The organism is Pseudomonas sp. RW409 (assembly GCF_003184125.1).
Lineage (GTDB): Bacteria > Pseudomonadota > Gammaproteobacteria > Pseudomonadales > Pseudomonadaceae > Aquipseudomonas > Aquipseudomonas chlororaphis_I.
In genome coordinates, this window is record NZ_QHHP01000002.1 from 216,507 (window position 1) to 229,734 (window position 13,228).

Consider the following 13,228-nt stretch of genomic DNA (forward strand, 5'->3'; position numbering starts at 1 on the left):
CGGATTATGCCATGCCCGCGCCGGTTCGGCGTCGGCGAAGGCCCGGCTTTGTAGCTTTGTGTGACAGCGGCATGGGCCACTTGCGACTTTTGTGCAGCGGCGAGGCCCGAGCTTAAGCGGCTAATATGGCACTTCGACGGTAACCTGTTGCCTGAAGTCTGCTGCTGATCGATTGGGAAAACCGCTTTATGCAAACCGCTTATACCGTCCTTATCCTGCTGATGCTGGTGAGTCTCTCGCGGCTGGTCGGACGGGTGATTCCGTTGCCGTTGCCGCTGGTGCAGATCGCCGCCGGGGCCTTGCTGGCCTGGCCCACCCTGGGGCTGCACGTGGCCCTGGACCCGGAATTGTTTCTATTCCTGTTCCTGCCGCCGCTGCTGTTCTCCGATGGCTGGCGCATGCCCAAGCGTGAGCTGTGGCGCCTGCGCGGGCCGATCCTGACCCTGGCCGTGGGCCTGGTGCTGTTCACCGTGGTGGGCGCTGGTTACTTCATTCACTGGTTGTTGCCGACCATTCCCTTGCCGGTGGCCTTTGCCCTGGCGGCAGTACTGTCGCCGACCGACGCCGTGGCGGTCTCGGCGATTTCCCAGAACCGCCTGCCGACGCCCTTGATGCACATGCTCCAGGGCGAGGCGCTGATGAACGACGCTTCCGGCCTGGTGACCTTCAAGTTCGCCCTGGCGGCGGCCGTGACCGGGGTGTTTTCCCTGGCCAATGCCAGCCTGACCTTTGTCCTGGTGGCGGTGGGTGGCCTGGCGGTCGGCGTGGCCCTGAGCTGGCTGGTGGGGCGCTTGCGTGCCTGGATGATCGCCCGCGGCTGGGATGACCCGGCGACCCATGTGGTGTTCATGCTGTTGCTGCCGTTCGCCGCCTACGTGCTGGCCGAGCGCCTGGGAGCCTCGGGCATCCTCTCGGCGGTGGCGGCGGGGATGATGCAGAGCTGGCTCGACCTGTTGCCCCGGCAGACCAGCACCCGCTTGCTCAACCGCAGTGTCTGGTCGCTGCTGGAATTCGCCTTCAACGGCCTGATCTTCCTGCTGTTGGGCCTGCAACTGCCCGACATCATCAAGGCCGTGGTCAGCCAGGAAACCACCTTGTGGCCGACCCTGTTCTATCGCTGCCTGGATGTCGGGGCGATCTTCCTGGTGTTGCTGGTGCTGCGTTTTATCTGGGTGCAAAGCATCTGGCGCCTGTCCGGCCTGTTGCGCCGCTGGCGTGGCAAGGGTGAGCTGACGCTGGTGCCGACCGCGCGTTCCTGCTGGTTGCTGACCCTGGGCGGGGTGCGCGGGGCGGTGACCCTGGCGGGTGTCATGTCGGTGCCGCTGTTGCTGGGGGCGGGCGAGGCTTTCCCCGAGCGCGACCTGCTGATCTTCATTGCCGCGGGGGTGATCCTGTTGTCGCTGATTGCCGCCTGTATCGCCCTGCCGCTGTTGCTGCGGGGCATCCAGAAGAGCCCCGACGAGAAGCGCCACGCCGAAGTGCGTGACGCCTGGCGCAAAACCGCCGAGGCGGCGATCCATGCCCTGGAAGCCGAGGAAGTGGCCGATGCGGCCAACTCGCCGGATGCGGCCCAGGCGGCGCTGGCCACCGAGCTCAAGGGGCGGTTGATGTCGGAATATCGCCATCAACTGGAGGTGTTCAACGATTCCGCCGAAGCCCAGGCATTGGCGTTTCAGATGGACTTGCTGGAGCGCAAGTTACGTTTGAAGGCGCTGCGGGCGCAGCGGCTGGAGTTATATCGGTTGAGCCGCCAGCACCAGATCGGCGACGACGTGTTGCGCGAGGTCCTGGGTGAGCTGGACCTCAGCGAGGCCAATCTGGGGCAGGTGAAATAACCCCGGTGTTCTGTAGGAGCAGGGGGACGCCCAGTCCTTGCTCGCGATGAATGATAACGCGGTGTATCAGATGTACGGCGTCGTCTCTATCGCGGGCAAGCCTCGCTCCTACAGGGGCGTGAGTTATTGACGGCGCTGAACGAAATCCCGGATCCGCTCGGCGGCTTCCACGCATTCGGCCAATGGCGCTACCAGGGCCATGCGTACCCGACCGGCTCCCGGGTTGCTGCCGTCGACATCGCGCGACAGATAGGAGCCCGGCACCACGGTCACATGCTCCTGTTCGAACAGGTCACGGCAGAACGCCGTATCGTCGCCCGCCACGTTCGGCCACAGGTAAAAGCTGCCGTCCGGGCGCTGCACGTCGAGCACCGGCGCCAGAATCTCCAGCACCGCATCGAACTTTTCGCGATACAGCGCGCGGTTGGCGCGCACATGCACTTCGTCGTTCCAGGCGGCGATGCTGGCCAGCTGGGTCTGAACCGGCATGGCGCAACCATGGTAGGTGCGGTACAGCAGGAAGCCCTTGAGGATATCCGCGTCGCCCGCGACGAAACCGGAGCGCAGGCCCGGCAGGTTGGAGCGCTTGGACAAGCTGTGGAACACCACGCAACGCTTGAAGTCCTGGCGTCCCAGTTCGGCGCAGGCAGTGAGCAGGCCGGGCGGCGGGGTCTGCTCGTCGAAGTACAGCTCGCTGTAGCACTCGTCGGCGGCGATCACGAAATCGTACTGGTCGGCCAGGGCGATGAGTTTCTTCAGGGTTTCGATCGGGATCAGCGCGCCGGTCGGGTTGCCCGGCGAGCACAGGAACAGGATCTGGCAGCGCTGCCAGATCTCGGCCGGTACCGCGTCGAAGTCCGGGTTGAAGCCGTTTTCATCCAGGCACGGCAGGTAGTGCGGCTTGGCCCCGGCGAGGAAGGCCGCGCCTTCGTAGATCTGATAGAAGGGGTTCGGGCTGACCACCAGCGCGTCGTCGCCACGGTTGACCACGGTCTGGGTGAAGGCGAACAGCGCCTCGCGGGTGCCGTTGACCGGCAGCACATTGCGCGCCGGATCGATCCAGCCATTGGGTACGCCAAAACGCCGTTCGCACCAGCCGGCGATGGCTTCGCGCAGGGCAGGGAGGCCCAGGGTCGTCGGATACACCGCCATCTGGTCCAGGTTGTTGGCCAGGGCTTCGGCGACAAAGCTCGGCGAGCGGTGCTTGGGCTCGCCGATGGACAGCGCGATAGGGCGCTTGGCCGGGTTCGGCTGGACGCCGCCGAGCAGGGCGCGGAGTTTCTCGAACGGGTAGGGCTGCAGCTGGTTCAGAGCGTTGTTCATCGGTGCGGTGTCTCACTCAAAGCGGGTCGTGGCGCGTGATCAGATGTTCAGGCGCGTCAAGGTGGTAGGCGGTTCGTGGCTGACGCTCAGCTGTTCGACGATGGCGTCCTGCAGTCGGCTGCACAGCTGGGGATCGGACAGTTGCTGGTTGTTCGCGTCGGTAATGAAGAACACGTCTTCCACGCGCTCGCCCAGGGTGGCGATCTTGGCGTTTTGCAGCGACAGGTCGAACTCCAGGAAGATCTTGCCGATGCGCGCCAGCAGGCCGGGGCGATCGGGGGCGCTCAGTTCGAGCACGGTGACCGGGCGCTGGGCGTCGTTGTGGATAGTCACTTGCGGCGGGAAGGCGAAGTGCTTGAGCTGACGCGGTACCCGACGCTGGATGATGGTCGGGTAGTCGTCAGGGTTGCGCAGGGCCTCGGTAAGGCCATCGCGGATCTGTTTGACGCGTTGCGGGTTGTTGCCGATCGAGCCGCCGTCGTTGTCGAGCACGATATAGGTGTCGAGGGTGAATTGGCTGCTCGAGGTGATGATCCGGGCGTCGTGGATGTTCAGGTTCAACTGGTCCATCGCGGCCACGGTCACGGCGAAGAAGTCGTGCTGGTCCGGGGCGTAGATGAAGATCTGCGTGCCACCCTCGAATTCGCGCTGGGTGGTTTCCTTGATCAGCACCAGCGGGCCGCCGTCGGCCGGCTGCTGGAGGATCGCGTCGCTGTGCCAGGCCACGTCGCCGGCAGTGTGGCGCAGGAAGTAGTCGTCCCCCAGTTGCGCCCAGAGCTGCTCGACGTCGTCCGGATCGGTGCCGGCGCGGACCAGGATGTCCAGCGCCGCGCTTTGCGTCTGGCGGATCTGCTCTTCGCGGTCCACCGGGTTTTCCAGGCCGCGGCGCAGGGCGCGCTTGGTCTCGGTGTAGAGCTGGCGCAACAGGCTGGCGCGCCAGGAGTTCCACAGCGTCGGGTTGGTGGCGTTGATGTCGGAAACCGTCAGCACGTACAGATAGTCCAGGCGGGTCTGGTCGACCACGACCTGGGCGAAGTCATGGATGACCTGCGGGTCGGACAGGTCCTTGCGCTGGGCGGTGGTCGACATCACCAGGTGGTTTTGCACCAGCCAGACGATCAGGCGGGTGTCCCACAGCGGCAGCTGGTGGCGGATGCAGAAGGCTTCCGCGTCCACGGCGCCGATTTCCGAGTGGTCGCCGTGCCGGCCCTTGCCGATGTCGTGGTAGAGCCCGGCCAGGTAGATCAGCTCGGGCTTGGGCAGCTTGGCCATGAGCTTGCTGGCCAGCGGGAATTTCTCCGAAACCTGGGTGTACTGCAGTTTGCGCAGGTGCTTGATCAGGTTCAGGGTGTGGGCGTCGACCGTATAGATGTGGAACAGGTCGTGCTGCATCTGCCCGACGATATGGCCGAACTCCGGCAGGTAACGCCCGAGAATGCCGTAGCGATTCATCCGTCGCAGGTTGCGGTGAATACCGATCTCGCACTTGAACAGCTCGATGAACAGGCTGGTATTACGAATGTCATGGCGGAAATCGTCGTCGATCAGGTGGCGATTTTCGCGCAACAGGCGAATGGTGTCGGCGCGTACGCCCTTGATCTCCGGGTGCTGGGCCATGAGCACGAAGATTTCCAGCATGGCGAACGGTGTGCGGCGGAACACGTTGGCGTTGATCGCCTCGATGTAGCCGTCGTGCAGCTGGAAGCGCGAGTTGATCGGCTGCGGCGGCGCTTCGTCTTCCGGGGCGAGGATGACTTCCTCGAAGTGCTGGATGATCAGGTCGCTGAGCTGGGCGATGCTCATCACCACCCGGTAGTACTGCTGCATGAAGCTTTCGATGGCCTGCTTGGCATCGTTGCCCTCGAAACCCAGCAACTTGGCGATCGAGCGCTGGTGATCGAACAGCAGGCGGTCTTCGGCGCGCCCGGCGAGCATGTGCAGGGCATAGCGGACCTTCCACAGGAACTCCTGGGACGAAGCCAGCAGCGCGTTCTCGCTTTCCACCAGGAAACCTTCGCCGGCCAGGGCTCGCAGGTTCAGCGTGCCGTACTGGCGACGGGCGACCCAGAGGATGGTCTGGATGTCGCGCAGGCCGCCGGGCGAGCCTTTGACGTTGGGTTCCAGGTTGTATTCGGTGTCGTTGTACTTGTGGTGCCGGGCCTTCTGTTCGGCGCGCTTGGCCAGGAAGAAGTCCTTGCTCGGCCACATGTGCGCGGTGCTGGTGACGTCGAGCATGCGCTGGCGCAGGCGTTCGGGGCCGCAGATGGTGCGGCTTTCCATCAGGTTGGTAACCACCGTCAGGTCGGCGCGGGCCTCTTCGGCGCATTCCTCCACCGAGCGCACGCTTTGCCCGACTTCCAGGCCGATGTCCCAGAGCAGGGTCAGGAAGCGTTCGATGGAATCGCGGAAAATCTCATGGTCGGCGCTGTCCAGCAGGATCAGCAGGTCGATGTCCGAGTAGGGGTGCAGCTCGCCACGACCGTAACCGCCGACCGCCACCAGGGCGATGTCGGCGTCTTCGCTCCAGTCGAACTGGTCCCAGGCCTTTTGCAGGATGTTATCGACGAACCAGGCGCGGTCCTCGATGAGCCGGCGGATATCCCGTCCGCTGCGAAAGCGCTCGTCGAGCACTTCACGTGCCTGACGAATGGCTTTCTTGAAGGCGGCGATAGGGCTTGCCTTCAGGGCCAGTTCCGCCTGGAACTGGCCGCGGTCGAACAATTCGGGATCCACCTGCGGCATCGATTGGCTTTCCTTTCTATCTATAGGTAAGGGCGCAACTGCGTGGATCAGGCCGAGACGCGGGGGATGGTGTCATCGCTGCGCAGGGTGAAGATCTCGTAGCCGGTCTCGGTCACCAGCAGGGTGTGTTCCCACTGCGCGGAGAGCTTGCGGTCCTTGGTGATCGCGGTCCAGCCGTCGCCCAGCACCTTGGTGTCGGCCTTGCCTTGGTTGATCATCGGCTCGATGGTGAAGGTCATGCCGGCTTTCAGTTCCATGCCGGTGCCGGCGCGGCCGTAGTGCAGGATCTGCGGCTCTTCGTGGAACACCTTGCCGATACCGTGGCCGCAGAACTCGCGGACCACCGAGAAGCCGTTCTTTTCAGCGTGCTTCTGGATGACTTCGCCGATGTCGCCCAGGCGGCAGCCCGGCTTGACCAGTTCGATGGCCTTGTACATGCATTCCTGGGTGATCTGCGACAGGCGCTCGGCCCAGACCGGCACGGTGCCAACGTGGAACATGCGGCTGGTGTCGCCATGGTAGCCGTCCTTGATGACGGTGACGTCGATGTTCAGGGTGTCGCCATCCTTCAGCGGCTTCTCGTTCGGGATGCCGTGGCACACCACGTGGTTGATCGAGGTGCAGATGGATTTGGGGAAACCCTTGTAATTCAGTGGCGCGGGAATCGCATGCTGCACATTGACGATGTAGTCGTGGCAGATGCGGTCCAGTTCTTCGGTGGTCACACCGGGTTTGACATGCTCGGCAATCATTTCCAGCACTTCGGCGGCCAGTTTGCCGGCGACACGCATTTTTGCGATGTCCTCGGGAGTTTTGAGGGTGACGGTCATACAGGCTCTCTTGACGCTCAGTGGCGCGGATAAACACGGAATGGCTTGAAAACGGTGTACCGAAGGCTGAGCCCGCTGTGGGGTCGCCACGTTTTCAAAAGCCTCAAAGGTGCGATTCTAACAGAGCCCCGGGGCAAATCTGAGGCTCTGTGCGTCGCTTCTTTCTATAACAGTGGAGCATTCTGGCCCGATTCCAAGGGGGGAGCAAAAAAGCGCCCCGGGGGAAATGAGAATCCGGGTTCCGTTTTTACCCTTCTTGTGGTATAAAATGCGCCGCTTTCCGGGGATGCTCCGAAAAGCCTAAACCCACACACGTGTCGACACGATGACCTGGGTGCCCTCAGCACAAGCTGTTGGTTGGTCATTGGGATACGTGGAGGCCTAACCCGACTTATTAAGGAACTATCATGTCCCAAGTCAACATGCGCGATATGCTGAAGGCCGGTGTGCACTTCGGTCACCAAACCCGTTACTGGAATCCGAAAATGGGCAAGTACATTTTCGGCGCGCGTAACAAGATTCACATCATCAACCTTGAAAAAACCCTGCCAATGTTCAACGAAGCTCTGACTTTCGTAGAGCGTCTGGCCCAGGGCAAAAACAAGATTCTGTTCGTCGGCACCAAGCGTTCCGCTGGCAAGATCGTTGCTGAAGAAGCAGCACGTTGCGGTTCGCCGTACGTCGATCACCGCTGGTTGGGCGGCATGCTGACCAACTACAAGACCATCCGTGCTTCCATCAAGCGTCTGCGTGACCTGGAAGTTCAGTCGGAAGACGGCACCTTCGCCAAGCTGACCAAGAAAGAGGCGCTGATGCGCACTCGCGATCTGGAAAAGCTGGATCGTAGCCTGGGTGGTATCAAGGACATGGGCGGTCTGCCTGACGCGCTGTTCGTGATCGACGTTGACCACGAGCGCATCGCGATCACCGAAGCCAACAAGCTGGGCATCCCGGTCATCGGCGTTGTCGATACCAACAGCAGCCCGGAAGGCGTTGACTACATCATCCCAGGCAACGATGACGCCATTCGCGCCATCCAGCTGTACATGGGTTCGATGGCTGACGCCGTGATCCGTGGCCGCAACAACGTTGCTGGCGGCACCGAAGTATTCGCTGAAGACGCTCCAGCGCCGGCAGCTGAAGCCTGAGTAACTGACGCTTAGCGTTTACTCAGTACGCAAAAAGGGGGCTAGGCCCCCTTTTTGCCACCTCGAAAATCATTTACCGATGGCGCCCCTGCAGTTCTTGTCATGTGTGGCGGCTATCAAGGGTTTTCGAGAGCGCAGCTCAAGAATTGATCGCCCGTTGAGTCGGGTGGAATGGTTGAAAACCTATCCAAGAGGAATTTGAAAATGGCAGAGATTACTGCGGCGTTGGTTAAAGAACTGCGCGAGCGTACCGGCGAAGGCATGATGGACTGCAAGAAAGCCTTGACCAAGGCTGGCGGCGACATCGAGAAAGCCATTGATGACATGCGTGCTTCGGGCGCCATCAAGGCTGCCAAGAAAGCAGGCAACATCGCTGCTGAAGGCGCCATCGCCATCAAGGACGACGGTAAAGCCGCCGTTCTGCTGGAAGTCAACTCGCAGACCGACTTCCTGGCTCTGCAGGATGACTTCAAGGCATTCGTTGCTGCCAGCGTTGAAAAAGCGTTCGCTGACAAGCTGACCGACGCCGCTCCGCTGATCGAAGCTCAAGAAGCCGATCGTCTGGTTCTGGTTGGTAAAACTGGCGAGAACGTCAACATCCGTCGTCTGGCTCGCGTTGAAGGTGACGTGGTCGGTACTTACCTGCACGGTAACAAGATCGGTGTTGCGGTTGTCCTGAAAGGCGGTTCCGTAGAGCTGGCCAAGGACATCGCCATGCACGTGGCTGCAAGCAACCCTGAGTTCCTGCTGCCATCGCAAGTTTCCGCTGAAGCCATCGAACGCGAGAAAGCCGTGTTCCTGCAGTTGAACGAAGACAAGATGAAAGGCAAGCCAGCCGAAATCGTTGAAAAAATGATCGGTGGCCGTATCAGCAAGTTCCTGGCCGAAGCCAGCCTGGTTGAGCAAGCTTTCGTCAAGGATCCAGAAATCACCGTAGGTGCCCTGGCCAAGAAAGGCGGCGCTGAAATCGTTTCGTTCACCCGCTTCGCGGTAGGTGAAGGCATCGAGAAGAAAGAAGACAACTTCGCTGAAGAAGTTGCCGCACAACTGGCTGCTGCCAAGCAACAGTAAGACGGTTTTTCAACTGTCGCCCGAAAGAGGCTGCCCGCTCACGCGCGCAGCCTCTTTTCAAATGGGGTAACCAATTTAGTTGGTTGCCTTCGGAACCGGTTTACAAAGTCGTGTTCTGATGGCGCTGTGACAGCGTCAAGCTAGAGTGAACGCAGGCTGCAAACAGCTTGCAGAGAATTTTTAAAATACGCCGCAGGAGAGATTCGCAATGGCTCAGCAGGGCAGTGGTTATCAAGCTCGCTATAAACGCATTCTACTCAAGCTTAGCGGCGAGGCCCTGATGGGCTCGGAAGAGTTCGGGATCGACCCTAAGGTGCTGGATCGCATGGCGCTGGAAGTCGGCCAGCTGGTTGGCATCGGTGTTCAGGTCGGTCTGGTCATCGGCGGTGGCAACCTGTTCCGTGGCGCGGCGCTCAGCGCGGCCGGCATGGATCGGGTGACAGGCGACCACATGGGCATGCTGGCCACTGTGATGAACGGCCTGGCCATGCGCGACGCGCTGGAACGTGCGAATATCTCGGCGATCGTCATGTCGGCCATTTCCATGGTCGGTGTGACCGATCACTATGACCGTCGCAAGGCGATGCGTCATCTGAACTCCAAGGAAGTGGTGATCTTCGCTGCCGGTACCGGCAACCCGTTCTTCACGACCGACTCCGCAGCATGCCTGCGGGCGATCGAGATCGATGCCGACGTCGTGCTCAAGGCAACCAAGGTTGACGGTGTATACACCGCAGACCCATTCAAAGACCCGCATGCCGAGAAGTTCGATCATCTGACCTACGATGAAGTACTGGATCGCAAGCTGGGTGTCATGGATCTGACGGCGATCTGCCTGTGCCGCGACCATAAGATGCCGTTGCGTGTCTTCAACATGAACAAGCCCGGCGCCCTGCTGAATATCGTGCATGGCGGCGCTGAAGGAACCCTGATCGAGGAAGGCGAACAATGATCAACGAAATCAAGAAAGACGCTCAAGAGCGCATGAAGAAGTCCCTGGAATCCCTGGCGCATGCATTCAGCCGCATCCGCACCGGCCAGGCTCACCCAAGCATCCTGGCAGGCGTGATGGTGCCTTACTACGGTGCTGACACCCCGATCAACCAGGTGGCCAACGTCACCGTGAAGGATGCTCGCACCCTGCAGGTCGTGGCCTTCGAGCGCAACATGCTGGCGGCGGTGGACAAGGCGATCCAGAGCTCCGGCCTGGGCTTCAACCCGACCAACCTGGGCGAGCTGCTGCTGATCACCATGCCGGCGCTGACCGAAGAAACCCGCAAGGGCTTCACCAAGCAGGCTCGTGAAGCGGCCGAAGACGCCCGTATTGCTGTGCGCAACGTGCGTCGTGACGCGCTGAGCCAGTTCAAGGACCTGGTCAAGGAGAAGGAAATCAGCGAAGACGACGAGCGTCGCGCCGCCGATGAAATCCAGAAGCTGACCGACAAGTTCGTGGCGGAAATCGAAGTCGCTGTGAAGCAAAAAGAAGCGGACCTGATGGCCGTATAAGGGTCAGGACGTTTTCATGGACAAGACCAAGCAGCCTGTACCGTCTTCGGTGCCGCGCCATGTCGCGATCATCATGGATGGGAACAATCGCTGGGCAAAAAAACGCTTTATGCCGGGTGTCGCCGGGCATAAAGCGGGTGTCGATGCTGTTCGTGCGGTGATTGAAGTGTGCGCCGAGGCCAAGGTCGAGGTGCTGACGCTGTTCGCCTTCTCCAGTGAAAACTGGCAGCGGCCGGCCGATGAAGTCAGTGCCTTGATGGATCTGTTCTTCAAGGCATTGCGCCGCGAGGCCAAGCGTCTCAACGAAAACAACATCAGCCTGCGCATCATCGGCGATCGCTCGCGCTTCCATCCCGAGCTGCAAGCGGCGATGCGCGAGGCGGAAGCGATGACCGCGGGGAGTAATCGCTTCATTCTGCAGATCGCCGCCAACTATGGCGGTCAGTGGGATATTGCCCAGGCCGCTCAGCGCCTGGCGCGGGAAGTCCAGGCAGGGCACCTGCGCCCTGACGACATTACCCCCGAGTTGTTGCAAACCTGCCTGGCGACTGGCGACCTGCCGTTGCCGGACCTGTGCATCCGTACGGGCGGCGAACACCGCATCAGCAATTTCCTGCTCTGGCAGCTGGCTTATGCCGAGCTGTACTTCTCCGACCTGTTCTGGCCGGACTTCAAACACGATGCCATGCGCGCTGCGCTGGCCGATTACGCTTCTCGCCAGCGCCGCTTCGGTAAAACGAGCGAGCAGGTCGAAGCTGGAGCCCGGGTTTAATGCTCAAACAACGAATCATTACTGCGCTGATCCTGCTACCGATCGCCTTGTGCGGTTTTTTCCTGCTCGAAGGTTCCGCCTTCGCCCTGTTTATCGGGCTGGTGGTGACCCTTGGGGCCTGGGAGTGGGCGCGCCTGGCGGGTTTCGACGCTCAACCGACCCGTATTGCCTATGCAGTAGTGGTCGCTGCGCTGTTGTTCCTGATGCAGCTGTTGCCGGGTATCGCGCCTTGGGTGCTTGGTGCCGCGGTACTCTGGTGGGGGCTGGCGACTTTCCTGGTGCTCACCTATCCGCGTACCAGAGAGCATTGGGCCGGTGCCGCGGCCAAGCTGGTGATCGGTCTGCTGATTCTGCTGCCGGCCTGGCAAGGCCTGGTCTTCATCAAACAGCAGCCTTTGGGTAACTGGTTGATCATGGCGGTGATGGTGCTGGTCTGGGGCGCAGATATCGGTGCCTACTTCTCCGGCAAGGCATTCGGCAAGCGAAAGCTGGCGCCGCAGGTCAGCCCGGGCAAGAGCTGGGAAGGGGTGTACGGCGGTCTGCTGCTGAGCCTGGTGATCACTGCGGTGGTCGGTCTGGTTGCAGGCTGGTCCTTCGGGCAGATCATCCTTGGTTTGCTGGGAGCGGCTGTCGTGGTGTTCATCTCGGTGGTCGGCGACCTGACCGAAAGCATGTTCAAGCGCCAGGCCGGGATCAAGGACAGCAGTAACCTGCTGCCGGGCCATGGTGGCGTGCTTGATCGTATCGATAGCCTGACCGCGGCCATTCCGGTATTCGCCGTGTTGTTGTGGATGGCTGCATTGTGAGTCGCCCACAGCAGATTACGGTTCTCGGGGCCACCGGCTCTATCGGCCTCAGCACCCTGGATGTCATTGCCCGCCATCCCGAGCGTTATCAGGTCTTCGCCTTGAGCGGTTTCAGTCGTCTGGCCGAGCTGCTGGCGCTGTGTATCCGTCATGCTCCCCGTTTTGCCGTCGTCCCGCATATCGCTGCCGCGCGCAGCCTGCAGGAAGACTTGCGCAATGCCGGTTCGCGCACCCGTGTACTGGTGGGCGAGGAGGGCTTGTGTGAAGTGGCGTCCGACCCTGAAGTCGACGCGGTCATGGCGGCTATCGTCGGTGCCGCGGGCTTGCGTCCGACCCTGGCTGCCGTCGAGGCTGGCAAGAAAATTCTCCTGGCCAATAAAGAAGCGCTGGTCATGTCCGGCGCATTGTTCATGCAGGCGGTGGGCAAGAGCGGTTCGGTATTGTTGCCCATCGACAGTGAGCACAACGCCATCTTCCAGTGCATGCCCGCGGACTTTTCCCGTGGGTTGAGCCATGTGGGGGTGCGGCGCATTTTGCTGACCGCATCCGGTGGCCCGTTCCGGCAAACGCCGCTGGCCGACCTGGAGCAGGTAACGCCTGAGCAGGCATGTGCTCACCCCAACTGGTCGATGGGGCGCAAGATTTCCGTCGATTCGGCCAGCATGATGAATAAAGGCCTTGAGCTGATCGAGGCGTGCTGGCTGTTCGATGCCAAGCCTGCCCAGGTCGAGGTGGTGATTCATCCGCAAAGCGTGATTCACTCGCTGGTCGACTATGTGGACGGTTCGGTGCTGGCCCAGTTGGGCAACCCGGATATGCGCACGCCGATCGCCAATGCCCTGGCCTGGCCGGAGCGAATCGACTCGGGCGTGCCGCCGCTGGATCTGTTCGCCGTGGCGCGCCTGGATTTCCAGGCGCCTGATGAAGAGCGGTTCCCGTGCTTGCGTCTGGCGCGCCAGTCCGCCGAGGCCGGCAACAGTGCTCCGGCCATGTTGAATGCCGCCAACGAGGTAGCTGTTGCCGCGTTTCTCGAACGGCGCATCCGCTACCCCGAGATCGCGAGTATCATCGAAGAAGTTTTAAGCCTTGAACCGGTTGTCGCAGTCGATGAGCTGAGCGCCGTGTTCGCGGCGGACGCCAAAGCCCGTGCCCTGGCTGAGCAGTGGCTGGGTCGCAACAGCCGGTAAGTTGCGAC

The 13,228-nt window shown here is 61.4% G+C and carries 11 protein-coding genes; 8 read left to right on the plus strand and 3 right to left on the minus strand.

Going from position 1 to position 13,228, the window contains the following annotated elements; translation table 11 throughout:
• Nucleotides 1-188: 188 nt before the first annotated feature.
• Nucleotides 189-1,835 carry a Na+/H+ antiporter gene (locus tag DK261_RS01095; protein WP_016705305.1) on the plus strand — a complete coding sequence of 549 codons (1,647 nt, stop codon included), beginning with the start codon at nt 189-191 and terminating at the stop codon, nt 1,833-1,835.
• Nucleotides 1,836-1,958: 123 nt separating this feature from the next.
• On the opposite strand, the gene dapC is transcribed toward DK261_RS01095, so the two are convergent.
• From dapC to map, 3 genes are read right to left on the minus strand one after another with little or no spacing between them, the layout of a single operon-like run.
• Nucleotides 1,959-3,158, minus strand: a complete 1,200-nt coding sequence (gene dapC, locus DK261_RS01100) for a succinyldiaminopimelate transaminase (RefSeq protein ID WP_009047209.1) — start codon at nt 3,156-3,158, stop codon at nt 1,959-1,961.
• A gap of 39 nt (nt 3,159-3,197) precedes the next feature.
• Nucleotides 3,198-5,900, minus strand: a complete 2,703-nt coding sequence (locus DK261_RS01105; protein ID WP_038630713.1) for a [protein-PII] uridylyltransferase — start codon at nt 5,898-5,900, stop codon at nt 3,198-3,200.
• A 47-nt stretch (nt 5,901-5,947) separates the two neighbouring features.
• Entirely contained in the window at nt 5,948-6,730 is a 783-nt protein-coding gene (gene map / locus DK261_RS01110) for a type I methionyl aminopeptidase (RefSeq protein ID WP_009047211.1), read from the minus strand.
• A gap of 407 nt (nt 6,731-7,137) precedes the next feature.
• On the opposite strand from map, the gene rpsB reads away from it, so the two are divergent.
• From rpsB to ispC, 7 genes are all read left to right on the plus strand, one after another.
• Nucleotides 7,138-7,878, plus strand: a complete 741-nt coding sequence (rpsB, locus tag DK261_RS01115; protein ID WP_007924078.1) for a 30S ribosomal protein S2 — start codon at nt 7,138-7,140, stop codon at nt 7,876-7,878.
• Between the two features lie 204 nt (nt 7,879-8,082).
• Complete coding sequence (gene tsf, locus DK261_RS01120) at nt 8,083-8,949, plus strand: translation elongation factor Ts (protein ID WP_009042383.1); 867 nt, start codon at nt 8,083-8,085, stop codon at nt 8,947-8,949.
• A 208-nt stretch (nt 8,950-9,157) separates the two neighbouring features.
• Nucleotides 9,158-9,901 (plus strand): UMP kinase, encoded by a 744-nt coding sequence (gene pyrH / locus DK261_RS01125; protein WP_007924076.1) that lies wholly within the window; start codon nt 9,158-9,160, stop codon nt 9,899-9,901.
• Entirely contained in the window at nt 9,898-10,455 is a 558-nt protein-coding gene (gene frr, locus DK261_RS01130) for a ribosome recycling factor (RefSeq protein ID WP_009047212.1), read from the plus strand. The genes pyrH and frr overlap by 4 nt, the downstream gene beginning before the upstream one ends.
• A 16-nt stretch (nt 10,456-10,471) precedes the next feature.
• The gene (uppS, locus tag DK261_RS01135; protein WP_009047213.1) at nt 10,472-11,227 is read left to right on the plus strand and encodes a polyprenyl diphosphate synthase; all 756 of its coding nucleotides are present in this window, start codon (nt 10,472-10,474) and stop codon (nt 11,225-11,227) included.
• Nucleotides 11,227-12,033 (plus strand): phosphatidate cytidylyltransferase, encoded by an 807-nt coding sequence (locus tag DK261_RS01140; RefSeq protein WP_028681758.1) that lies wholly within the window; start codon nt 11,227-11,229, stop codon nt 12,031-12,033. The genes uppS and DK261_RS01140 overlap by 1 nt, the downstream gene beginning before the upstream one ends.
• Nucleotides 12,030-13,220, plus strand: a complete 1,191-nt coding sequence (gene ispC / locus DK261_RS01145; protein WP_110175168.1) for a 1-deoxy-D-xylulose-5-phosphate reductoisomerase — start codon at nt 12,030-12,032, stop codon at nt 13,218-13,220. The genes DK261_RS01140 and ispC overlap by 4 nt, the downstream gene beginning before the upstream one ends.
• Nucleotides 13,221-13,228: the final 8 nt, after the last annotated feature.

What these genes read in the sequence shown, in the direction of transcription:
- frr (WP_009047212.1), top strand. Translation starts at nt 9,898, where the DNA reads ATGATCAACGAAATCAAGAAAGACGCTCAAGAGCGCATGAAGAAGTCC.
- map (WP_009047211.1), bottom strand. Translation starts at nt 6,730, where the DNA reads ATGACCGTCACCCTCAAAACTCCCGAGGACATCGCAAAAATGCGTGTC.
- DK261_RS01105 (WP_038630713.1), bottom strand. Translation starts at nt 5,900, where the DNA reads ATGCCGCAGGTGGATCCCGAATTGTTCGACCGCGGCCAGTTCCAGGCG.
- tsf (WP_009042383.1), top strand. Translation starts at nt 8,083, where the DNA reads ATGGCAGAGATTACTGCGGCGTTGGTTAAAGAACTGCGCGAGCGTACC.
- DK261_RS01095 (WP_016705305.1), top strand. Translation starts at nt 189, where the DNA reads ATGCAAACCGCTTATACCGTCCTTATCCTGCTGATGCTGGTGAGTCTC.
- dapC (WP_009047209.1), bottom strand. Translation starts at nt 3,158, where the DNA reads ATGAACAACGCTCTGAACCAGCTGCAGCCCTACCCGTTCGAGAAACTC.
- rpsB (WP_007924078.1), top strand. Translation starts at nt 7,138, where the DNA reads ATGTCCCAAGTCAACATGCGCGATATGCTGAAGGCCGGTGTGCACTTC.
- pyrH (WP_007924076.1), top strand. Translation starts at nt 9,158, where the DNA reads ATGGCTCAGCAGGGCAGTGGTTATCAAGCTCGCTATAAACGCATTCTA.
- uppS (WP_009047213.1), top strand. Translation starts at nt 10,472, where the DNA reads ATGGACAAGACCAAGCAGCCTGTACCGTCTTCGGTGCCGCGCCATGTC.
- DK261_RS01140 (WP_028681758.1), top strand. Translation starts at nt 11,227, where the DNA reads ATGCTCAAACAACGAATCATTACTGCGCTGATCCTGCTACCGATCGCC.